Below are 22,442 nucleotides of genomic sequence, written 5' to 3' on the forward strand. Positions count from 1 at the left end.
TTGGCACGGCAGGCAAAGACCATTCTTCGCCTTAGGAGGACACTATGAACGGTTTCAAACTGCAAGCGGGGCTGACGATTGCCTCGCATCTTTTCTTCATCTTTCTGACCTTCCGCTCCTTTATCGCGCTGCGTTTCGACCAGATCTTGCAGAAAGATCAAGTCGGCCCGGCCCGGGTTTTCTTGATCCTGCTGGCCTGTGCCATTGGTTTTGGCGTCAGTTCATTCCTGCTAAGCATGATCAACCAGTTTTCCATAATCTTTAGCAAGTAGGCCAAAGCTGGGCGGTGCGCCGGCTGCGGAGGCTTACGCCGCGTTCAACCGGGTAAAAGTATGGTATAATTTACCAAGCATTTCGCGAGAGGAGTCAGCATTTTGGCAAAGGACATCGGAATTGATTTGGGTACGGCGAACGTACTGATCAATGTAAAAGGAAAAGGCATTGTTTTGAATGAGCCTTCCGTCGTGGCGATTGACGCCCAGAGCGGTAAGGTCTTGGCCGTCGGCACGGAAGCTTATCAAATGGTCGGGCGGACGCCAGGAAATATCCGGGCGATTCGGCCGCTTAAAGAAGGCGTAATTGCTGACTTCAACATTACCGAGGCCATGCTTGCGTATTTCATTAATAAGTTGAACGTTAAGGGCTTCATGTCGAAACCAGTCATTATGATCTGTGCCCCCACGAATACGACGGACATTGAGCGCAAGGCGATCATTGAAGCCGCTGAAAAGACCGGCGGCGGCAAGGTTTATTTGGAACTCGAACCGAAAGTCGCGGCAGTCGGCGCAGGGATGGATATTTTCAAGCCCCAAGGAAATATGGTTGTCGATATCGGCGGCGGGACCAGCGATATTGCTGTGCTGTCCATGGGTGACGTGGTCACATCGCGTTCTTTGCGGCGGGCCGGCGATCGGTTGGACCAGGACATCGTGAACCATATCAAGAAGCAGCATAATCTGTTGATTGGTGAACATACTGCGGAGACGCTGAAGAAAGAAATCGGTTACGCCTTCGAGCCGCCGGCAGATAAGAGTATTGAAGTCCGGGGACGGGATTTGATGACCGGGCTGCCCCGGGAGGTTTCGGTGAATGCCCAAGAAATTACCGAGGCGATTACCCCGACGCTGAACGAAGTGATCGCGGCGACTAAGGAAGTCTTGAATCAGACACCGCCAGAATTGTCGGCCGATATCATTGATCGCGGCGTAATGCTCACCGGCGGCGGGGCGCTGCTGAAGAACATCGACCATTTGTTTGCCGATGCCTTGGATCTGCCTGTCGTAGTGGCGGATGATCCATTGGACTCGGTGGCTCTGGGCACGGGCATTTTACTCGACCACGTCACCGGTAAAAAGAAGCGGTAATTTGGATTTTTGAACAGGAAGTGATGATGTTGAAAACAGATAGTCACCATGCCCGGCGAGTTCTCAAGCATGTGCTGATCGTGCTGATCGTCGCGTTCATCGCGTTATTGATTGGCGGGATGGCCGGGATGGCGCTGGGCGGTCAGAATCCGCTGCGCTTTTTTGACCCCGCTACCTGGCAACACGTCTTTTCTTTCTGGCAGTAGCGGCCAACATGGATAGGGAGGAATGACCGATGCGGCGTATTTTGCTGGCTCTGATTCATTTTTATCAACGGTTTATCTCGCCTTTGACTCCGCCCAGCTGCCGTTACTATCCGACTTGTTCCAATTACATGCTGCAAGCGGTGCAAAAGTTCGGCGCGGTCCGGGGGTTCCTGATGGGCACCGCCCGGATTTTGCGCTGCAATCCGTTTGTGAAGGGCGGCTTTGATCCGGTGGGAGATCACTTTTCTCTCCGGCGTAATCCCCATCCGGAACAATACGAAGACGAACTGATTGCCCGTAAATTTCACCCGGAAGCATTTACGAAGAAAGCAGGTACCCATGAGTAGTCATAATAAGAAGCAAAACATTCCGTTGGCCTTGGAGGAAATTCCGGATACGCCGAACACGTGGCGGTTGAAGACGGATCATGATGTGCTGGGCATGATCACCCAAGAGGATGATCATTACTTAGCCCGGTCCGGCGAGACGCCCGTCGGGGGCAAGTTTCACACTGCTGACGACGCGGTGGAGGCCTTGATCGCGGAATATAATCTACATCGGCACAACGGTTAAGCGCGGAAGGACGAGTTCGCATGCAAACATTACAGCGCAAGAATAAATCTGAGGGGGACCGCATTGACTATGGCGTGATCTTCTCCGTGATGATGCTCGCGCTTGTCGGGCTGGTCTCGATTTATGTGGCAACGACCCATGATCCTAATGGCGGCAGCGCGATGAAGATGGTGGGCGTTCAGGCCTTGTGGTATGTCTTAGGCGCCATTGCCATCGTGGTCATCATGCAATTTGATTCGGAACAGTTATGGAAGATCGCACCGTATGCCTATGCTGGCGGCCTGCTCTTGCTGCTGCTGGTCTTGCGGTTTTACAGTACGGCGTACTTTGTTCAGACCGGCGCGAAGAGCTGGTTTGCAATCGGTCCATTGACTTTCCAACCATCAGAATTGATGAAGCCGGCGTTTATCTTAATGCTGGCGATGGTGGTGTCGAAGCATAATGAAAAGTACGCGGTGCATCGGGTATGGAGCGACATGTTCCTGATTGCCAAAATGGTTTTGACCTTTTTACCCGTGGCTGTCCTGCTCAAATTGCAGAACGACTTTGGGACGATGATCGTGTTCTTGGCTATCGTTGGCGGGGTCATGCTGGTGTCGGGGATGACCTGGAAGATCCTGCTGCCGCTCATTGCCTTCGTGGTCGTGGTCGGCGGCGGCGCGGTTCTCCTGGTGACCCAGGATTGGGGGCGGGAGATTCTGCTGCACTTTGGCTTCCACCAATATCAGTTCAACCGCATCGATGCCTGGATGAATCCATCAGTGGATACGTCTTCCACCAGTTACCAGTTGTGGCAGTCGATGAAGGCCATCGGCAGCGGTCAAATGTTTGGCCGAGGCTTCAATAATTCCCAGGTTTACGTACCAGTCCGGGAATCAGATATGATCTTCAGTGTGATTGGTGAGAACTTTGGCTTTGCCGGCAGTTGCGCAGTGATCCTGCTGTACTTCCTGCTCATTTACCAAATGATCCAGGTCACCTTCGACACCAAAAACGAGTTTTATGCCTATGTTTCCACGGGCGTGATCATGATGATCGTGTTCCACGTTTTCGAAAACATTGGTATGAGCATCGGTTTGCTGCCGCTGACCGGGATTCCGCTGCCCTTTATTTCCCAAGGGGGGTCAGCGCTGCTGGGTAATATGATCGGCATCGGCTTTATCATGTCGATGCGGTTCCACTATACAAGCTATATGTTCGGCGGCGAAGAAGAGGATTTCTGATCCTGAAGCATCGAAAAAACAGTCCCGGCGAAATCCAGCGTGACGGATTTTGGCCGGGACTTTTCCGTACCCAGGAATCTAAACGGTTCCGTGGACGCTTACGATTAAACGGGCTACAATTAAACATACAACGAGAGGATGACAAACGGCATGGACACATTAGAAGTTAAAAACCTGCACGTGGCAGTGGATGACGAAGACGGCCATCAAGAAATTCTGAAGGGTGTCAACCTGACGATGCACACCGGTGAGATCCACGCAATCATGGGCCCTAATGGGACCGGTAAATCGACGCTTTCGGAGACCATTATGGGCAACCCGAAATATGAAGTCGGTGAGGGGGACATTCTCCTGAATGGGGAAAGCATTCTCGATTGGCCGGTGGATAAGCGCGCCCGCGCTGGATTGTTCTTAGCCATGCAGTACCCAGCGGAAATTGCCGGGGTAACCAATGCCGAGTTCATGCGGGCGGCGATCAATGCCCGGCGGGATGACGACCATCAGATCAGCGTCCGGGAATTCATCAAGAAACTGGATGATAAGATGGCCTTGCTGGACATGCCGGAAGAAATGGCCGAACGCTACTTGAACCAGGGATTTTCCGGGGGTGAAAAGAAGCGTAATGAGATTCTGCAATTATTAATGATCGAGCCGCCGTTTGCCATCCTTGATGAAATTGATTCTGGTTTGGATATTGATGCGATGAAGGTCGTTGCCAAAGGGGTCAACGCCATGCGCGGCCCGAATTTCGGCACACTCATTATTACCCACTATCAGCGTCTGCTGAATTATATCGTGCCGGATGTGGTGCATATCATGATGGACGGCCGGATCGTGAAATCCGGTGACGCTGCCTTGGCAGAAACTCTGGAAAAGGAGGGCTACGTCGGTTTGCGGGACGAACTGGGGCTGGATGTGCCGTTGACAGACGATACCGATATCCCCTCTGGAAAGGGGGAGGCCTAATGGCGTTCGGACCGAAGCAATTAGACGGGGCAGCGCTTGCAGCGGCTTATGCGGACCTGGACCACAGTGCATGGCTGACGGCCCAGCGACAAAGGGCCGCCGAGGCCTATTCAGAAGCGCCCTGGCCGGAGTTTGCCAAGGTCAGCTACCATGCTTGGCCGCTGTTTGGCACCGGCACCGCGGCAGGGGTGACCTATCCTGACGGGCTGCCGACATCGGCGGGGGTGGTCGTGCGCTCGTTGCTGACGGCGACGGATGCTGATTTGGCGCCATTCAAGGACTATTTGTTTAAACAAACCGGCCCGACAGATCGCCTGACGGCCTTCCATATCGCCCATCTCAACAGCGGCGTATTGATTCAGATACCGGATCACTTCCACAGCGATCAACCGGTGGTGTTGAATACCCGTTTGCTTGCCGGCCAAAATGCGCACCACCATGTCCTGGTCGTCGTCGGCAGCGACGCCCAGGTGACGATCGTCGATCGATACACCGGCGAAGACGGCGCAGCCAGTGCCGATTCCGTGGTGACCGAAATCGTGGTGGGAGAAAACAGCCAAGTGAACTTTGCTAATGTCGATGCATTCGGCAGCAACATCACGGCCTTCATCCGGCGGCACGCCACTGTTGCCGCCAACGGGGTCCTGAACTGGACGGCGGGCGTGCTGAACGACGGCAACATGCTGGCCGATACTAGTACCGATCTGGTCGGTACGGGCAGTACGGCCGACGTGAAAGTTGTCGCTCTGGCCACCGGCAAGCAGACTCAAGGGTTGAATACCCGCGTGACCAATATTGGCCGCCAGACCACAGCCAATATTTTGCAGCACGGGGTGATCTTGGAAAAGGCGGCTTTGATTTTCAACGGTATCGGCCACATTGTGAAAGGGGCCCGGGGCGCTGATGCCCAGCAAGAGAACCGTGTGCTGATGCTGTCCCGGACGGCCCACGGCTACGCCAATCCCATTCTCTTGATTGATGAAAATGATGTGAAAGCCGGCCATGCTGCCTCAGTAGGCCGAGTAGATGCCAGTCAGATGTATTATTTGATGAGTCGCGGTCTGACCAAGGACGTGGCCCAGCGTTTGGTGATTCGCGGTTTTCTCGGCGCGGTCTTGACGGCAATCCCGTTGCCGGCTGTGCAGCAGGAATTGATTGATACCATTGAAAGGAAGCTTATCCATGGCCAAACTGTCGCCCATCAACAAAACTGATTTTCCGATGTGGCAAGGGGCCGATGCGGTTCCTGATGCGGTGTATTTAGACTCGGCTGCGACGGCGCAAAAGCCGCAGGCGGTGATCGATGCCCTAGTCCATTACTATACGCGGCAAAATGCCAATGTGCATCGCGGCGTCTACACTCTGGCGGAACAGGCCACAGAAGCATACGAAAATGCCCGCCAGACTGTGGCCGATTTTATCCATGCCGAAGATACCGCCAACATTATTTTTACCCGCGGTACGACGGAAAGCTTAAACTGGATCGCTCAAAGCTGGGGTGGTACCCACATTCAGGCCGGGGACGAGATTATTATTACGATCATGGAACATCACAGCAATCTGGTGCCATGGCAGCAGCTCGCCCTGCGTACAGGCGCCAAGCTGCGGTACGTGGATATTGATGATCAGGGCTTGCTGGACATGCCGGCCTATCGGGCCATGCTGTCCGCGAGAACCAAAATCGTCGCAGTGACCCAAGTGTCAAACGTGCTCGGCACGATCAATCCGATTCAAGAAATCGGCCAACTCGCCCACGCAGCAGGGGCCATTCTGGTGGTTGACGGGGCTCAAAGCGCCCCCCACATGCCGGTGGACGTTCAGGCCTTGGGAGCAGACTTTTTTGCCTTCTCCGGCCACAAAATGCTTGGGCCGACCGGGATCGGGGTACTGTATGGTAAAATGGCGCTGCTTGAAGCCATGCCGCCAATTGAGTTCGGCGGTGAAATGATCAGCAAGGTGGAGAAATTTCAGACCACCTGGGCTGATATTCCGTGGCGCTTTGAGGGCGGTACGCCCAATATTGCCGGCGCCATTGGCCTGGCAGCGGCGATCCGCTATCTGCAAGCCATCGGGTTAGACAAGATTCGCGATCATGAGCGCGCGTTAACGGCCTATGCGTTAGACCAGCTCAAAGCCATTCCCGGCCTGACCATTTACGGCCCCCAAGATGCAGCCCAGCGCGGTGGGGTGATTGCCTTTACCCTGAACGGTGTGCATCCCCACGACTTGGCCACGGTGCTGGACACCCAACAAGTCGCCGTCCGGGCTGGCCACCACTGTGCCCAGCCGTTGATGCAGCGCTTAGGCGTGGTGGCTACCGCCCGGGCCAGTTTCTATCTGTATAATGGCCAAGCTGATGTCGATCGGCTGGTGGCCGCGGTGAACGAAGCAAAGGAGTTCTTCCAGCAATGAATGAAGATCAATTACGCTTGCTGTACCGTCAGGTGATTTTAGATCATTCCCAGCATCCCCACCATCACGGTACGCTGGCTGACGGCAGCCATGAGAAAGAAATGGAAAATCCCACCTGTGGCGATGTGATCACGGTGCAGGTCAAGCTCAGTCCGGATGGTCAGCAAATCGCGGACATTGCCTTCAACGGCAGCGGCTGCACGATTTCCCAGGCCAGTGCCAGCATGATGACTGACGTGGTTCAGGGGAAGACGGTCCAGGAAGCGCGGGACGCTGTTTATCTGTTTTCCCAAATGATCACCGGCAAAGAAACCACGAAGGAAATGGACGACGTCTTGGGGGACGCCAGTCTCTTGGCCGGGGTGCGGGCCTTTCCCGCCCGGATCAAGTGTGCCACCTTGGCCTGGAAGGCCTTAGACCAAGCCCTGCCTGGTTTCCCAGAAAAGGAGTGATTCCATGACCGACGCAAAGACCAAAAACACGAAAAACAACGAGGACTTGCTGGATACAGTGCCCACGTTGGATGAAGACTATGATTACGGTTTTTCTGACGACGTTAAGCCGGTGTTCTCCACCGGCCGCGGGTTGACCGAAGATATTGTTCGGACGATCAGCAAAGAAAAGAACGAGCCCCAATGGATGCTGGATTTTCGCTTGAAAGCCTACAAAATCTACCGGCGGATGCCGATGCCGGATTTTGGCCCCGATTTGTCCAGCTTGGACTTAGACGACATGCTCTATTACCAAAAGGCGACGAATAAGAAATATCGCAATTGGGATGACGTGCCGGAAACGATTAAGGATACGTTTGAAAAATTAGGGGTCCCGGAAGCAGAACGCCGGTATTTGGCAGGTTCTGCGGCCCAGTACGAATCGGAAATGGTGTATCACAACATGAAAGACGAGTTTGAAAAACTCGGCATCGTCTTCATGGATACCGACTCGGCGCTGCAACAGTACCCGGAGATCTTTAAAAAGTATTTTGCCACACTGGTCAAACCCACGGACAACAAGTTTGCGGCGTTGAATTCTGCTGTCTGGTCCGGAGGCAGCTTTATCTACGTCCCGGCAGGAGTGAAGACGGACATTCCGATCCAGTCTTATTTCCGAATCAATGCCGAGAATTCGGGGCAGTTCGAACGGACTCTGATCGTTGTTGAACCTGGGGCCAGTGTGAACTATGTCGAAGGATGTACGGCCCCGAATTATTCCTCAGACAGCCTGCACACCGCTGTGGTCGAAGTTTTTGTCAACGACGACGCATACTGCCGCTACACGACGATTCAGAACTGGTCCAAGAATGTCTATAGCTTGGAAACCAAACGCGCCCAGGCCATGAAGAATGCCACCATGGAGTGGGTCGATGGCAACCTGGGCAGCAAGACAACGATGAAGTACCCCTCTGTTTATCTGGACGGTGAGGGCTCTCGGGGGACGATGCTGAGTATCGCCGTTGCTGGGGCCGGCGTGGATCAGGATAACGGGGCCCGGATGATTCACCACGCCAAGAACACCTCCAGCTCCATTGTGTCGAAGTCCATCGCGAAAGATGGCGGCGCTGTGGACTACCGCGGTACCGTCCGCTTCGACCGGGACAGTGACGGTTCTTTTGCCCATGTCGAGTGTGATACCATTATTATGGATGAGAAATCCCGGTCCGATACCATTCCGTACAACACGATTTTGAACGGGAATGTCTCGATGGAGCATGAGGCAAAAGTCTCGAAAATTTCCGAAGCTCAGCTGTATTACTTGATGAGCCGCGGAATTCCCGAGAACAAGGCCACTGAAATGATCATCATGGGCTTCGTTGAGCCGTTCACGAAGGAGTTGCCGATGGAGTATGCGGTGGAATTGAACCGGTTGATCAGTTATGAGATGGTAGGGTCAGTCGGGTAAAAAGAAGGACAACAAAAGGATCGGGCCAAAATTCTGAGTTTCTGGCGCACCGAGTGCCGCAGCTTGCGGAGCATTGGCACGGCGTACCAGAGAACGACTTTGGCTCGATCCTTTTATTGTTATTGCTAGAGTGTTTGAGACTCATCCGCCGCCTTGGTTTGATACAATAGTTGGCGGATATCCCGCCGGCTCATCCCCACTTGGCGCGGATCATGCTGGTACATGGCAATGGCTTGGCCCAGCGTTGGCGCTTGCTGACGCCACAATAAGACGTACAGCCCCGCCACTGCCTGCTGATTACGCAAGTTGGCCGGCAAAGCTTGCAGCGTGGCCATGACGAGCGGCTGCTTGAATAAGTGCTGCTGTTCATTATGAATAGCCCAGTCAGTCTGGGCGAGCCGGGAAAAATGGGCGGTGTGTTTCAAGCGATGAATCGTCCGGCGAAAGCGGGTATTGCGCAGCAGCTGGGGGCGTTTGCTTAAATAAACCCCAGTGGCACTGACCGTCCCGGCAATAATCAGCAAGCCGATGATCAGGGACCAGATCCAGGGCGCACCGCCTAAAATAGCGACGATCATCAAGACCGCCGCCATCCCCGCTGCCCCCGCGGCGGTGATCAGAAATGGCCGGCGGTAGCGGCGGCCGATCATTGCCAGCATGTCGCTCCGGTAATGGGCGGCAATCAGTTGCCGGTGCGTGGCTAATTGGTGATCACGTTCATAGGCGTGCCACGTTTGGGCGAGCGGCGTCAGCCAGTCGCGTCCTGCGTTATCCATTTGTCATCATCCCCCCTTTAATCTAGTATACCGCGCTGCCGCGCAGAAGAGCGAATTGTCAGAAAGGAATCGATTATGGATCAAGCAATACAAGACTTTTATGACCGCTTAGACGTACTACGCCTGCAATTGAATCGGGGCGATATCTACAAAAACTTGCCAACGCTGCTGAGTGCGGCCCGTGATCAAGTGCCGCGCAAGAAACGGCGCAGTGCCTATCATCGGCCGACGACCAGTGCCTTGGACTTAGCCCGTATGCTGGCACTGAATAAACGCTATCGGGACCGGCTGCAAGAAATGAAGCACGACGACGACCAGGCTGGGCAAGCACCCGCTCAGGATCTGGCCGACGGTGATCTGGATTTTATTTTAGATCAGCTGAGCAATACTGATTTGCGGTTACGGGACCATGGGGCATTTTACTTGATCAATGATTTGCTGCGGACCCATACCTTGACGGATGAACAGTTCCACTATGCCGTGGCAGTAGTGTCGTCACCGGAGTACCTGTTTGACCACATCATGGAGCCGGAAGCAGATGCTTTATTTAAGCGCAGCTTTTCGGTGCTGGTGCTGGGGACACTGTTATTTGCCGACCGTACTGATTATCACACCCTGACCGAGGGAGAGGTGCTGGTCATTCTGCACCGGGTAGCGGCCTATGCCCTGCTGGAGCAGGATGGCCGCGGCTATATTGACGGAAAAGGCTGGGGCCATGCCTGGATCCATATTGGCAACGTGGTCGATGAGCTGGGTGAACGCAATCTGACCCGGGCGGACAAGATCTTTTTACTCAGTGCCGTGATGCTGGGCTACCAATCCGTGCGGGATGCCCTGGCTTACGGTGAAGATCAGCGGCTAGCCTATTCGTTAAGTACGCTGGCCAACAAGGAGACCTTTTATGCCGATTATCTGCTCCTATTGTTAAAACAGTGGCAGGGACGGCTGATGACGATGCGGCCGCAGGAAAATGTTGCCTTCTGGAATCGCTGGTATAACCGGAACCGGTTATTGGAAGCAATGATATTGCGCAACGATTATCCGGATAGTATGATGAAGTTCTTAGGCGATATTGCCAATAATAATTTAGGCTGAGAGGCGATTCGATGGACGTTACCATACGCAATGCAGTAACCGCAGACGAAGCGGCCGTGATCCGGATGTGGGCGGCTGCCCGGGCCCGGTTAGCCGCCGAAAAAATACCGCAGTGGCAGGATGCCTATCCTGGCGCTGCGGACTTTCAAACGGATTTGATTACCGGGGCTGGGCAAGTAGCTGTACTGGCCACCGGTGAGGTGGTGGGCTATGCCGCCCTCATGCCCAGCCCGGAGCCCACCTATGCCAGGATTGCCGGCCAGTGGCTGACTGCTGGGGCTTACATAACGATTCATCGTTTCGTCGTTTCGAACCAGCACTTGCATCATGGCATCGGCCAGCAGTTCATGACCGGGGTGCTGGCCCATATTCAAACCACCGGCACCCCGGCGGTGCGCGTGGATACCCACGCTAAGAATACCCCAATGCACCATTTACTGGGCCACTTTGCATTTCAGCATACCGGGACGATTTGGATGGCTGATGGTAGTCCGCGGGATGCTTACGAGTTAGTCTTCTAGTTTATCCAGGGCCGCGTGCAGGCCCTTTTTTTGTTCATCTGTGACTTGCGGGAAGTGCAGCGGCAGGGCGCCAATGCGGGCATTGATGATTTTCGAAACGATCAAGCGAGAATACCATTTGTCGTCGGCCGGAATGACATACCAGGGATTTTCTTTGGTGCTTGTATGGCGAATCATCTCTTCGTAGGCCCTTTGGTATTGATCCCAATACTGGCGTTCATTGATGTCGTTTTCCGAAAACTTCCAGTTTTTCTCGGGCACTTCAATACGGGCCAAGAAGCGTTTCTTTTGCTCGCCCTTGGAGAGGTGCAGGAAGAACTTAAGGATGATGATCCCGTTACGGTTAGCAAAGGCTTCCAGCTCTCGAAAATCGCTATACCGCTGCTGCCAGAGCTTATTGTCTACATCTTTGACGCTGGTGATGCCGGGAATGTGTTCCGATAAAACGTTGGCTGGATGGACCTGATCAACGAGGACTTCTTCGTAGTAAGAGCGGTTGAAAATGGCGATTTCGCCGCTGCGGGGAAAAGCCACCCGGGTGCGCCATAAATAATCGTGGGCAAGTTCGTTGGCGGTGGGAACTTTGAACGGCGTAACCGTCGTTCCTTGGGGATTTACGCCACGCATCACGTGTTTGATCATCCCGTCTTTGCCGGCGGCGTCCAAAGCTTGAAAAAGGATTAGGATACCAAATTGGTTTTGCGCATACAGCTTTTCTTGGGCATCCTGCAACACTTTGCGATCCTTTTTAATTTCCTTTTTGATTGCCTTTTCTTGATTCTGATAGTCGGCTGGCGGAGTGGTGGCCTGTTCGCCAATATGAAACTCGCCAGTACCGTTGTACCGATAATCTTTCAAATCCATAACATGACCCGCTTTCCTTCAACTGAGTTAACTCTATTGTAACCACTCACTGGTTAAAACGTACGAACAATGCCTGGGTGACAGCCGGCCTGCGTTATTTTATAATGGAGCCTAGGGTGTTTGGAAGTTCACAAGGAGTCGAGTACATGTTAATTAAAGGTGAGGCCATTCGTACCGCACGTTTACGCAAACGCCTGTCCCAAAGGGAACTTGCCCACGGCATCTGTGCCCAGGCCACGGTCTGTTTGATCGAAAAGTATGATCAAAATGTGGCTTGGGATATCATTAACGGGCTGTGTCAACGCTTAGAGATTCCGGCCGAGAGTGTCATGAGTCAACCAGATGATGTGCTGCGCCGTCAGTTGGACCGTGCTTTGGCAGCGTTTATGGCTGAGGATATCGTTGGGTGTCAGCGGCTTTTGATACCGCTAGCCGATTTGATTGAGGCAGATCAACTGCGTGCGCACTACTATACGTTGCAGGGGCTCGTGGCCTTGGCTGGCGGGCCGCGGTTGGATGAAGCCCGGTTTCGTTTTTCTCAGGCCCTCAATGAAGGGGCCGCTGGGCCGCATGATCTGTTTCGCTTGCTGGCGCAACTGGGCTTTGGCTATACGTATTTTCGCCAACAGGCGTTGGCGCAGGCCGGTTATTATATTTTGGCCGCTCGGGATGGCATCAGCCAATGGCCCAGCGGTCAGTCCTGGGAGTTGGAAATGCAGCTGTTTGTTTTGCTCGCCCATGCCGAATTGTTATGTGCGCAAGGGTATTGGCGGCAGGCGCGCGTGATCGCGGCCGATGGTTTGGAGCGGTTGAATGCCGGCAATAGTATGTTTATTATGGAACGGCTGATTTTTGTGCGCGCCCGAGCGGCGCTCGGGGCGGGAGACACCGAACAGGGTCGTTGTGAGCTGGAGTCCGCTTTATTTATCGCGAAAGTTCGGCGGCATCCTCATATGGAAGCCAGAATTAATGCCTTACTGCGAACGCTCGACCAGTCAGATCTCGAAACGGAGTAAATCGGCACGAAGAAAGGGAGACAAAACCACCATGGTTTTGTCTCCCTTTTGCTAGACTGCCGACTAGTCGTTTTCTGGATTAATATGGCTTTCCGGATGTTTGCTGTCGATCAGTGCTGGCTTATTGTCTAAATCGGTCCGGACGACCAAAACGTCGCAGTTGGCGACGCGGGTCACATATTCCGTTACTGAGCCGATCAATAACCGCTCGACGGCATTCAGGCCGGTGGCGCCGATCATAATTAAGTCAATATCATTGGCTTTCGGATAGTCTCGACCAATTAGTGTTTTGGGTGCGCCGTATTCAATTTCGTAGGACACATCGGTTAGACCGGCGCGTTGAGCGATTTCCACATACTCTTTCATGGTCTGTTTCTGGGTTTCGGTGACTTGTTCCACCATCGCGGAATCAAAGCTTGATACGTTTTGGAAAGCCCGCGTATCGATGACGTGTAACAGGAACAAATGGGCATGGTTCCGTTTCGTCACTTCCACAGCTTTGCGAAAAGCCAATTCTGCTTCGTAGGATCCATCAATCGCAACCAGGACCCGCTTGTATTGTTGCAACATAGTGTCCACCTCATTTCTTCTTTTCTCTTTAATTATACCGTACTACTGAGCGGTGCGCAGAATTGCCCAGTTTTATTTTTTTAACAGGCGCGCTAAGTGAAAAATCAGCGCCAGCATGTAAAGCAGGGTGAGGGCAACGGTAACGAGATTCCACATCAGCGGGGCATTGAGCAAAATCACGGCCCCGACCAGAGCAATAAACAGCAGAATCATGGTGGCCCGCCGCAGAGCGGGGATAATAGCCCGCAGCATGGCGCTGTCTGGAGTGGTGGTCATCAGCCGGACGACGATCAGCCGGGCAATGATGCTCAGCAGAACAAGCAAAATCAATAGGATAATGATGGCAGTTTTAGCTAACACAGACTTAGATCCTTTCGACGGTACCAGAATACATTCATGATAACAAAAAACGCGCAACATTGCTGTTGCGCGCTGGCTCTTAGTGGTGCCGTTGATTTTTCCGTACAGTTGAACCCGCTAATATTAAGCAGGTGGGTCAGTTATTCTTCCGTTCAGGGCTACCAAGTGAAATGGTTATGCACGCGCAGAAGAGATTCGCCGTCCCAATGTGGTGTTACTTGATCGGTCAACCTGATAAGAGGAAAACTCGAACACCTAAGATGACCATACTTAATACTAGCATGTGCAAAGCCGTTTGGCAAGTGGAATGGAAGCCATTTCAAGCGTGGCTATGGGGTCCAGCCTGGCGGAGACGGGCATATTGCTCCGCAAAGGCAGTTTCGTATTTACCGTTATGTTTCGGCTCATAGTATTGAGCTGTTTTAATATCGTCGGGTAAATACTGCTGGGCGACCCAGTCGCCCGGGTAGGCGTGGGGATATTTGTAGGTCGTACCGTGGCCTAATTCTTTGGCCCCCTTGTAGTGGGCATCTTTCAAGGCCGCAGGGATCTTTTGGCCCTTGCCGCTGTTGACATCAGCGAGGGCAGCGTCCACGGCACTGATTCCCGAATTCGATTTTGGGGACAGACATAATTCAATTACAGCGTCTGCCAAGGGGATGCGGCCTTCGGGCAGGCCGAGACGCTCGGCGGCTTGCACCGCAGCGACGGTGCGGGCTGCGGCTGGCAGATTAGCCATCCCGACATCCTCATAGGCGATCACCAGCAGCCGGCGCATGATTGATGGCAGGTCGCCGCTGGCGGTCAGTACCGCTAGATAGTGCAGGGCGGCATCCGTGTCAGAACCGCGGATGGATTTTTGAAAGGCAGAAATCGTATCGTAATGGGCATCGCCGTTTTTATCCCCGGCAATCGGCGGCCGAGCGCCCGAATCAATGATCACCTGCTCGGTGACATGGATCCGGTCGTCCTGCTTATCCGTTGGGGTGGAGAGGACGGCGAGTTCCAATGTATTCAGTGCTGTGCGCAAATCGCCGTGGGCGCCCTGCGCCAAAACCCTGAGGGTGTCATCGCTGATGGTGACGGGATAGCCGCCCAGCCCCTTTTTTTTGTCGCTCAGTGCCCGATGCAGGGCCTGCTCGATATCGTCAACGGCTAACGGGTGGAGCGCAAAAATCTGAGTGCGGCTGCGAATAGCCGGACTAATATTGATATAGGGATTTTCAGTGGTTGCCCCGATCAGGATAATGCGGCCGCTTTCTAAATGGGGAAGCAGGAAATCCTGCTTGATTTTGTCCAGCCGGTGAATCTCATCCAGCAGCAGAATAACGGTGCCGCTCATTCGGCCCTCTTCGGCGACTACTTGCAGATCTTTTTTAGTATCCGTGGCTGCATTTAAGATCCGCAAATGGTATTTCGTACTGCCGGCAATGGCTGAAGCAATACTGGTTTTGCCGATGCCAGGCGGGCCGTAGAGGATCATACTGCTCAGCCGTTTGGCTTGAACCATGCGGCGGATGATTTTACCTGGGCCGACTAAATCCTGCTGACCGACCACTTCATCCAAGTTGGTCGGCCGCATCCGGTAAGCAAGCGGTTCTACCATCGATCATTGTCCTTTCTCAAAGAAAAAGACTGGGACAAAACTCCTTTTCTGATACGTCGTGCCAATGCTCCGCAAGCTCCGGCTGAGGGGGCTGGAACGTGGTGACGGCGCTTGAAGACCGCGAAAACCGCGGTCTTCAAGTCGCCTAACCACATCGACGGCAAAGCCGTCGTGTGGTTTCCACCACTGAGCCCCCTCAGCCTCCGCTTGCTGCGCATTGGCACTAGGCACGTTTGAAATCAGAGTTTTGTACCAATCCTGTCATTCACGTAAAGTTAAAATAACGATTCAAAAAAGCCCTTTTTCTTGGGTTTATCCGTCTTTCCCGGGGCGGCCTCAGGATACTTGGCGGTGATGGCCACCGTTTGGCTATTGATGGCCTCTTTCGCCACGATCAGTAAGCCCATAGCGGCATCGTCCCGAGGGGTGGTGGTATCGTTCACTAGGGTGAATGGAATATTCGCACTGCTTAAGGCCCGGATATAGCCGCCAGTGATTGCATTATCAACTGTACCATTGATCAAGGCACTATAGCCTTGATAATCGGTCAGATGCGCCTTGAAAGCTGCTAAAATTTCCGGTTTCGGCAATTCACCCACGGTAATCGCAACAAAGACCCGTTCCCGTAAGGAGCCCATATACTGCCGGCGTTCATCTGGATTCGTCTGCCGACCGCCGACCGCACTTTCTTCAATCCGCTGATTGACATCGTCACTTGCCATATTGTGTCGCCTCCCACAAAGTCTATTACTTTTAGTATACCATAGGGTCCATGGGAGAAAAGCCAGGCAAACAAGTTTCACCGCCGTTGCTCAATGAGTTTCTGCCGACAGAAGCGCGGGTTAGAGTCCTTTCGATAAAAAAACAGTCCAGCCGCTAGCGGCCAGACTGCTTGAAACCAATGACTGTAAAGAATTACAGCTTTTGGTTGTAGAATTCAACGACTAAGGATTCGTCGATTTCCGGTTCCATTTCTTCCCGCTCCGGCTGACGGACATAAGTCCCAGTCAAGGCGTTGTCGTCCCAAGTCACAAACGGGGGACGGGCAACGGTGTTGTCCAAAGCGTCCTTAACGATTTGCAGATCCTTGGACTTTTCCTTCAAGCCAATGACTTGACCCGGCTTAACTTCGTAAGAAGGAATGTCAACGCGCTTGCCGTCCACGGTAATGTGGCCGTGGTTGACCAGCTGACGGGCTTGCGGCCGAGTAGTCGCATAGCCTAAACGGTAAACCAAGTTATCCAAACGGGATTCCAGCAGCACCATGAAGTTAACACCGTGCTTGCCTTCGCGAATCTTGCCGGCACGAACGAACAAGTTCATGAATTGACGTTCGTTCAAACCGTACATTAAACGCAGCTTTTGCTTTTCGAGTAATTGAGAACCGTAATCAGAAACCTTACGGCGATTATTCGCACCGTGTTCACCAGGAGCATAGGGGCGACGAGCGAGTTCTTTACCACTGCCAGACAGTGACAGACCTAAACGCCGGGAAAGTTTCCAGCGGGGACCAGTATAACGAGACATTGAAGTTCCTCCAATTATTTTATTTGGTTTGTAAAATAACCGGGCAAGTTCAGCAATCGTTCAAATGACGTTACAATTTTCACCTTTGCAGCCTGAGGTTACACGATTGAACTATTGTTGGACGTCGTCATTTGTTGACGGCTTTGCCGCTTGCTGCTGCTTATTTTACGCACAACGGCTATTGTACCGAATGAGCAGGGGTGGCGTCAAGCTGTTTCTGGACGGCCCGGCCAAAGGCGGTGAGGACGGTCTCGTCGGCCGCACTGAAGCGATCCGTTAACGGTGAATCAATATCCAAGACACCGAAACCAGGCAGGGGGACGACAATTTCTGAGTTGCTGGCGCTGTCGCAAGCAATGTGCCCTGGAAATTGATGCACATCGGCGACCCGCTGGACTTGGCCAGTAGCGTAGGCGGTACCGCAGACCCCGCGGCCTGGGGCAATGTGCATACAGGCCACTTTTCCTTGGAAGGGACCCAGGTCCAGCTGACGGGTTTCTTCATTATATAAATAGAACCCAGCCCAGTTGATGTTGGCCAACGTATCATTCAGCAGGGCGCTGGCATTGGCCAGAATGGTGACGGGGTTGGTTTCGCCAGCCAGCAAGCTGATCAGCTGGTCGACTAAAAGATCGGTATCTGCCATGGCAAATTCCTCGTTTCTGATAAAGTTCCGACGGTCGGTGTAGACCCCCGGGTGATTCTGGTATAATTTGTATGTATTGTATGCCGGCGTGCCCGGTGATGCAAGTTGTCAGTAAGCAGTTAAGGATGTGGATAGTGTGCCACTATGGGGGATCATCGTCATTGGCGTATTAATCGTGATCGCAGTGATTGCGGGCGTGGTTTTATTACGTCAATTTCAGAATAGGACAGCGTTAGAAACGTTACAGCAGCGCCAGCGGCAATTGGCCGATCGGCCCTTGGCGGCGCAAGTCGCTAAATTGGCGCAAACTACCCTCAGCGGAGAAAGTCTGCAGTCGTTTCACAAGTGGCAGCATCAATACACCCGCTTGACCCAAGAGCAATTTCCTAAAGCCGCTGCGCAGCTGCACGCTGCCGCAACAGCGAATGACGGCTACCATGTGGTCCAGGCCCGCCAGCACATCGTCGCCGTCACGGAGCTGATCACCGATGAAGAGCGCACGGCCCAAGATATTGCCGAGGCGCTGGATAAAATTGCGGATGTTGCTCATCAAAATCAAGAGGCCAAACAGGCGGCCCAGGAACGATATAAACAATTACGCAAAACGATCCTGGTGCAAAGCTTCTCCTTCGGCAGTGCGATCACCGCGCTGCAAAGCACCCTGACAGCAATCAATGAGGCGTTTCAGCAAGTGGATGTCTTGGCCAGCAATGGGGATCATATCCAAGCCCGGACGGCTTTGGCGGATATTACCAAGCAGTTAGATCAGTTGGAGAAGGCTGTGACGGATATTCCGCCGCGAGTCAATGAATTGACCAATATCTTTCCAGGCCAGCTGGAGGAACTCGTTGCGGGGTATCACCGGCTGCGCACCACCGGGTATCGTTTCTTTGATATTAACATTCCCCAGGAACTGACGAAGCTGGATGATGACATTCATGCGGCGGAGGCGCTGCTGCGCAAAGAAGATGTGCCGGGCCTGCAAGCTGCCAACAAAGCGCTGGCCGCGAACATTGATCACTTATACGATGTGATGCAAAAGGAAATGGATGCCAAAGAGGCGGTTGAAAAGCTGCGCAATGCTCTGCCGGCGTTTTTGACCCATGCCTCGGTTCAGAATAAGACGCTTCAGGATGAAGTACGGCATCTGGACGAGAGTTACGTGCTGACTAATGACGAAGTCCAAACAACGGCGCACTTTGGCCGGCAGATTGCGGAAGCTCAGGAACGGTTTACCCAGGATGAACAGAAAATTCATGACCAGGAAGCCGTCTTTACCTTGGTACACGAAGATTTGACCAAAATCAACGCGCAGCTGGCGGAGATTGAAAAGAAACAGGTCGCGATCGATAAAGACCTCAGCGGCTTGCGTACCGGCGAGGAGATCGCCCGCCAGAACTTAGCCCGCTTCATGATGGAATATCGGGAAACCCGGCGCGAGATGCTGCAGCAGAATTTACCTGGATTGCCTAAATCATATCGGGAGTTTGCAGAGATCGTACGCCAGGAGATCGGCAAACTGGATCATGACTTGAATCAGGTCAAAATTAATTTGGAAGATATTACTAAACAGTTGATCATGACCCAGGAAGATTTGAAGACGCTGAAACAACGCTCCGCCGATTTGATCGACGCGGCGGCTCTGACTCAGGAAATCCTGCAATACGCCAATGCATTGAAGCAGGATAACGAGACGGTGGCTAAGGCCAGCGTGAGCGCGACGCAGATCTTCAATACGACGTATGATTATCCCCAGGCATTGGATACGATTGCAACGGCCGTGGAAGCGGCAGAACCGGGGGCTTATCAGCGGATCGAGGCGGTTTATAAGGAGCGGAAGGGGAAGCTGTAGGGGGCGTTCTTTGCTTAAACGGGTAGAAGTTAGAAAAAGCTTTGCCGCTCTCTGAAACGGGCTCAGGCCGACAGAAGCTAGGCCACTTTGCTTAAACGGGCTCAGCCGACCAGAAGCTAGACAAGCTTTGCCGCCCTTTGAAACGGGCTCCGGCCGACAGCGGCTAGGGCATAAGGACCAGGATGCATAAAACCTAAGTGCGGGTTTTCTGCATCCTGGTCCTTATGCCTACGCCGCTAACCGTCGGCCTGCGCCCTCTGCCCTCTTGCGTTTTTCTTCATTTTTTTCTATACTCTTGTTACTTACATTTTCCAAGCAATGGCGTAATCGCCACTAGGGTAGTTATATGAGGAGTGTCCATTAATTGATTTATTTTGATAACAGTGCCACGACCAAGATTGATCCGGCGGTCTTGGCCACTTATGATGCCATCAGCAATAATTTCTTTGGCAATCCGTCGTCGCTGCATGCGGTGGGGACGAAGGCTAATGATATGCTGCAATCAGCCCGGGGGCAGATTGCGGAACTGATCGGGGCGGCACCGGATGAAATCTTTTTCACCAGCGGCGGTACCGAAGGCGATAACTGGATCATCAAAGGAACGGCCATTGAGAAGCGAGAATTTGGCAACCACTTGATCACGACGGCCATTGAGCATCCAGCCGTGATCAATACAATGAAGCAGCTGGAAAAGCTGGGCTTCAAAGTGACGTATCTGCCGGTGGACAAGGACGGCTTTATCGATCCGCAAATGCTGGCCAATGCCATCACGGATCAGACGATTCTGGTGTCGACTATGGTCGTGAATAACGAAATCGGTGCGATTCAGCCAATTCATGAGATTGCTAAGGTCTTGGCCGATCATCCGACGATCCACTTCCACGTCGATGCTGTTCAGGCTGTGGGCAAGGGCCTGCGAGATCTGATTCGCGAACCGCGGGTGGACTTCGCAACATTCTCTGGGCATAAGTTCCATGCGCCCCGGGGGACCGGGTTCATCTACGTGAAGCGCGGTCGCAAGATTGCACCGCTGCTGACTGGCGGCGGCCAGGAAAATGATTGGCGGTCCGGGACGGAGAATACACCGGCTATTGGTGCGATGGCCAAGGCACTGCGGTTATTATTAACGAACGAAGACGCCAACGTTGCCAAGCAGGAGGCGGTTCGGGAACGGATCATCACCCATTTGCAGCAGTATCCGGACGTGACGATTTTCTCCCCAATCAGCAATCGTTTTGCACCGCATATTCTGTGCTTTGCATTGCCTGGTGTGCGGGGTGAGACAATCGTCCACGCTTTTGAGGATCATGATATCTACATTTCGACCACGAGTGCCTGCTCGTCAAAGAAGGGGACCGAATCCAGCACGCTGAAGGCCATGCAAGTACCGGAACGGATCGCTACGAGTGCGGTGCGGGTATCCCTCGACGAGCACAACACATTGGCTGAGGCTGATACGTTCAACCAGGTTTTCGACGAGTTATACAAGAAGTTTGCTAAGCTGCGCACCTCAGTGGCCGCCGCTCGTTAAGCAAAATTAAAGGAGATCGCATGCAATATACAGAAATTATGGTCCGCTACGGCGAATTATCTACAAAGGGTAAAAACCGCCGGAACTTCATTGGCCGCTTGACGGGAAACGTCACCAAAGCCTTGAAGAACTTTCCTGAACTCAGTATTCACCCGAAGCGGGATCGGATGCACATTCAATTGAACGGCACGCCAGCGGAACCAGTCATGGCGATTTTGAGCCGCATTTTTGGCATTCAGAACTATAGTCCAGCCATCAAGATTGCTAAAAATATGGACGTGGTCCACCAGACCGCCATTGACCTGGTCCGGGACACGCTGCCGAGTCCCACGGCGAGTTTTAAGGTCAATACCCGGCGCAGCGATCATACTTTTGCGCTGGATACGAACCAAATGAACTTGGATTTAGGCGATTTGATCACTACTGCCTTCCCAGATATTAAAGTACAAATGAAACATCCGGATGTCACCTTGCGGGTGGAAGTACGCCGGGATGGAATTTATCTGTCCACTGAGACGATCAAGGGTGCCGGCGGTTTGCCTGTCGGTTCTGCAGGAAAAGCGGTCTTGATGCTCTCTGGCGGGATCGACAGCCCGGTGGCTGGGTACCTGGCGATGAAACGAGGCGTGGACATTGAAATGGTCCACTTCTTCAGCCCGCCGTATACCAGCGTGGATGCGCTGAATAAGTCGAAGGAGTTAACGGCTAAGTTAGCGCCCTATGCTGGCGCCATCACCTTTATTGAGGTGCCGTTCACGGAAATTCAAGAAGAAGTGAAAGCCCATGTCCCCGAAGGCTATCTGATGACGGTCCAGCGGCGGTTTATGCTGCGGCTGGCCGATCGGATTCGGGCCCAGCGCGGCGGCTTAGCAATTTTTAACGGCGAATCAGTGGGTCAAGTGGCTTCCCAGACGTTGGAGAGTATGACGGCAATCAACGACGTGACGACGACGCCTGTTCTGCGGCCGGTGGTGACGATGGATAAAACAGAAATCATCGCTCTGGCAGAGAAAATTGATACATTCGATCTCTCCATCATGCCTTTTGAAGATTGCTGTACAATATTCGCTCCGCCGCGCCCTAAGACTAAACCCAATCTGGATCGTGCCCGTCAGTATGAGGCGGTGCTGGACGGCGAACCAATGATGGCTCGGGCCATTGCCGGCATCAAAATCACCACGATCCATCCCCAAGATGAATTTATGAATGCCCATCAAGAGGAGACAGCAGCGCTGCTGTAGTCTGTATTGATTGGGAGGGAAACTCTGAAATCCGGTGAACGGATTTTGGGGTTCTTTTTTTGCTCATCGATTTTTCGGTGTACAGAAGATTGCGGCGGCGTATCAGAGCACAGTCTGCTCCGCGTAAACGGGCTTCGGCGACCAGAAGCTAGAGCACAAGGACCAGGGACCATAAAACCTAAGTGCGGGTTTTA

At 53.2% G+C, this 22,442-nt stretch carries 25 protein-coding genes and 1 other RNA gene; 17 read left to right on the forward strand and 9 right to left on the reverse strand.

The features are described from left to right. Positions 1-44: 44 nt before the first annotated feature. The 11 genes from FMM01_RS03370 (at position 45) to sufB (ending at position 8,643) form a co-directional block, all read left to right on the forward strand. Positions 45-272 carry a DUF1146 family protein gene (locus tag FMM01_RS03370; RefSeq protein ID WP_027827278.1) on the forward strand — a complete coding sequence of 76 codons (228 nt, stop codon included), beginning with the start codon at positions 45-47 and terminating at the stop codon, positions 270-272. A 102-nt stretch (positions 273-374) separates the two neighbouring features. Then, complete coding sequence (gene mreB / locus FMM01_RS03375; RefSeq protein WP_027827279.1) at positions 375-1,364, forward strand: rod shape-determining protein; 990 nt, start codon at positions 375-377, stop codon at positions 1,362-1,364. 23 nt (positions 1,365-1,387) lie between these two features. Continuing rightward, positions 1,388-1,570, forward strand: a complete 183-nt coding sequence (locus FMM01_RS03380; protein ID WP_051225035.1) for a DNA-directed RNA polymerase subunit beta — start codon at positions 1,388-1,390, stop codon at positions 1,568-1,570. A gap of 29 nt (positions 1,571-1,599) precedes the next feature. Further along, entirely contained in the window at positions 1,600-1,917 is a 318-nt protein-coding gene (gene yidD / locus FMM01_RS03385) for a membrane protein insertion efficiency factor YidD (protein ID WP_146995274.1), read from the forward strand. Continuing rightward, positions 1,910-2,143 (forward strand): DUF2969 family protein, encoded by a 234-nt coding sequence (locus FMM01_RS03390; RefSeq protein WP_027827282.1) that lies wholly within the window; start codon positions 1,910-1,912, stop codon positions 2,141-2,143. Before yidD ends, FMM01_RS03390 begins: the two co-directional genes overlap by 8 nt. 20 nt (positions 2,144-2,163) lie before the next feature. Continuing rightward, complete coding sequence (locus tag FMM01_RS03395; RefSeq protein ID WP_150391666.1) at positions 2,164-3,366, forward strand: FtsW/RodA/SpoVE family cell cycle protein; 1,203 nt, start codon at positions 2,164-2,166, stop codon at positions 3,364-3,366. A 150-nt stretch (positions 3,367-3,516) separates the two neighbouring features. Beyond that, a complete protein-coding gene (gene sufC / locus FMM01_RS03400) occupies positions 3,517-4,332 on the forward strand; it encodes a Fe-S cluster assembly ATPase SufC (RefSeq protein ID WP_063515133.1) in 816 nt (271 codons plus the stop codon). Beyond that, positions 4,332-5,546 carry a Fe-S cluster assembly protein SufD gene (sufD, locus tag FMM01_RS03405; RefSeq protein ID WP_150391667.1) on the forward strand — a complete coding sequence of 405 codons (1,215 nt, stop codon included), beginning with the start codon at positions 4,332-4,334 and terminating at the stop codon, positions 5,544-5,546. Before sufC ends, sufD begins: the two co-directional genes overlap by 1 nt. A 7-nt stretch (positions 5,547-5,553) precedes the next feature. Further along, positions 5,554-6,744, forward strand: a complete 1,191-nt coding sequence (locus FMM01_RS03410) for a cysteine desulfurase (protein ID WP_223850036.1) — start codon at positions 5,554-5,556, stop codon at positions 6,742-6,744. Beyond that, the gene (sufU, locus tag FMM01_RS03415) at positions 6,741-7,196 is read left to right on the forward strand and encodes a Fe-S cluster assembly sulfur transfer protein SufU (RefSeq protein WP_027827287.1); all 456 of its coding nucleotides are present in this window, start codon (positions 6,741-6,743) and stop codon (positions 7,194-7,196) included. Before FMM01_RS03410 ends, sufU begins: the two co-directional genes overlap by 4 nt. 4 nt (positions 7,197-7,200) lie before the next feature. After that, positions 7,201-8,643 carry a Fe-S cluster assembly protein SufB gene (gene sufB, locus FMM01_RS03420; RefSeq protein WP_150391669.1) on the forward strand — a complete coding sequence of 481 codons (1,443 nt, stop codon included), beginning with the start codon at positions 7,201-7,203 and terminating at the stop codon, positions 8,641-8,643. Positions 8,644-8,768: 125 nt separating this feature from the next. Here sufB and FMM01_RS03425 read toward each other — a convergent pair whose 3' ends face one another. Further along, complete coding sequence (locus FMM01_RS03425; protein ID WP_027827289.1) at positions 8,769-9,419, reverse strand: hypothetical protein; 651 nt, start codon at positions 9,417-9,419, stop codon at positions 8,769-8,771. Positions 9,420-9,494: 75 nt separating this feature from the next. Between FMM01_RS03425 and FMM01_RS03430 the strand changes: the two genes are divergently transcribed. Further along, positions 9,495-10,514: a DUF2785 domain-containing protein gene (locus FMM01_RS03430; protein WP_150391670.1), complete on the forward strand. Its 1,020-nt coding sequence runs from the start codon at positions 9,495-9,497 to the stop codon at positions 10,512-10,514. An 11-nt stretch (positions 10,515-10,525) separates the two neighbouring features. After that, positions 10,526-11,035: a GNAT family N-acetyltransferase gene (locus tag FMM01_RS03435; protein ID WP_150391671.1), complete on the forward strand. Its 510-nt coding sequence runs from the start codon at positions 10,526-10,528 to the stop codon at positions 11,033-11,035. Here FMM01_RS03435 and FMM01_RS03440 read toward each other — a convergent pair. Further along, positions 11,024-11,899, reverse strand: coding sequence for a PPK2 family polyphosphate kinase (locus tag FMM01_RS03440; RefSeq protein WP_027827292.1), 876 nt, complete (start codon positions 11,897-11,899; stop codon positions 11,024-11,026). The two genes, FMM01_RS03435 and FMM01_RS03440, sit on opposite strands and share 12 nt — an antisense overlap. 146 nt (positions 11,900-12,045) lie before the next feature. On the opposite strand from FMM01_RS03440, the gene FMM01_RS03445 reads away from it, so the two are divergent. Next, complete coding sequence (locus tag FMM01_RS03445) at positions 12,046-12,915, forward strand: helix-turn-helix domain-containing protein (protein WP_150391672.1); 870 nt, start codon at positions 12,046-12,048, stop codon at positions 12,913-12,915. A 63-nt stretch (positions 12,916-12,978) separates the two neighbouring features. Here the strand turns inward: FMM01_RS03445 and FMM01_RS03450 are convergent, their stop codons facing one another. From FMM01_RS03450 to FMM01_RS03480, 7 genes are all read right to left on the reverse strand, one after another. After that, positions 12,979-13,485 (reverse strand): universal stress protein, encoded by a 507-nt coding sequence (locus FMM01_RS03450; RefSeq protein ID WP_027827294.1) that lies wholly within the window; start codon positions 13,483-13,485, stop codon positions 12,979-12,981. A 72-nt stretch (positions 13,486-13,557) separates the two neighbouring features. Next, positions 13,558-13,845 carry a hypothetical protein gene (locus FMM01_RS03455; RefSeq protein WP_150391673.1) on the reverse strand — a complete coding sequence of 96 codons (288 nt, stop codon included), beginning with the start codon at positions 13,843-13,845 and terminating at the stop codon, positions 13,558-13,560. Positions 13,846-13,916: 71 nt separating this feature from the next. Continuing rightward, a non-coding RNA gene (gene ssrS, locus FMM01_RS03460) (6S RNA) lies at positions 13,917-14,111 on the reverse strand. A 53-nt stretch (positions 14,112-14,164) separates the two neighbouring features. Beyond that, positions 14,165-15,451, reverse strand: coding sequence for a replication-associated recombination protein A (locus FMM01_RS03465; RefSeq protein WP_150391674.1), 1,287 nt, complete (start codon positions 15,449-15,451; stop codon positions 14,165-14,167). Between the two features lie 275 nt (positions 15,452-15,726). Continuing rightward, positions 15,727-16,173, reverse strand: coding sequence for a YueI family protein (locus FMM01_RS03470; protein WP_150391675.1), 447 nt, complete (start codon positions 16,171-16,173; stop codon positions 15,727-15,729). A 193-nt stretch (positions 16,174-16,366) separates the two neighbouring features. Beyond that, a complete protein-coding gene (rpsD, locus tag FMM01_RS03475) occupies positions 16,367-16,978 on the reverse strand; it encodes a 30S ribosomal protein S4 (RefSeq protein ID WP_027827298.1) in 612 nt (203 codons plus the stop codon). A gap of 178 nt (positions 16,979-17,156) precedes the next feature. After that, positions 17,157-17,624 carry a GAF domain-containing protein gene (locus tag FMM01_RS03480; RefSeq protein WP_150391676.1) on the reverse strand — a complete coding sequence of 156 codons (468 nt, stop codon included), beginning with the start codon at positions 17,622-17,624 and terminating at the stop codon, positions 17,157-17,159. A gap of 127 nt (positions 17,625-17,751) precedes the next feature. On the opposite strand from FMM01_RS03480, the gene FMM01_RS03485 reads away from it, so the two are divergent. From FMM01_RS03485 to thiI, 3 genes are all read left to right on the forward strand, one after another. Further along, positions 17,752-19,476, forward strand: coding sequence for a septation ring formation regulator EzrA (locus FMM01_RS03485; RefSeq protein ID WP_081674523.1), 1,725 nt, complete (start codon positions 17,752-17,754; stop codon positions 19,474-19,476). A 364-nt stretch (positions 19,477-19,840) separates the two neighbouring features. Beyond that, positions 19,841-21,007 (forward strand): cysteine desulfurase family protein, encoded by a 1,167-nt coding sequence (locus FMM01_RS03490; RefSeq protein WP_027827301.1) that lies wholly within the window; start codon positions 19,841-19,843, stop codon positions 21,005-21,007. A gap of 20 nt (positions 21,008-21,027) precedes the next feature. Further along, positions 21,028-22,248: a tRNA uracil 4-sulfurtransferase ThiI gene (gene thiI, locus FMM01_RS03495; protein ID WP_150391677.1), complete on the forward strand. Its 1,221-nt coding sequence runs from the start codon at positions 21,028-21,030 to the stop codon at positions 22,246-22,248. The last annotated feature ends 194 nt before the right edge of the window (positions 22,249-22,442 follow it).

It is taken from the genome of Schleiferilactobacillus harbinensis, from assembly GCF_008694105.1.
Lineage (GTDB): Bacteria > Bacillota > Bacilli > Lactobacillales > Lactobacillaceae > Schleiferilactobacillus > Schleiferilactobacillus harbinensis.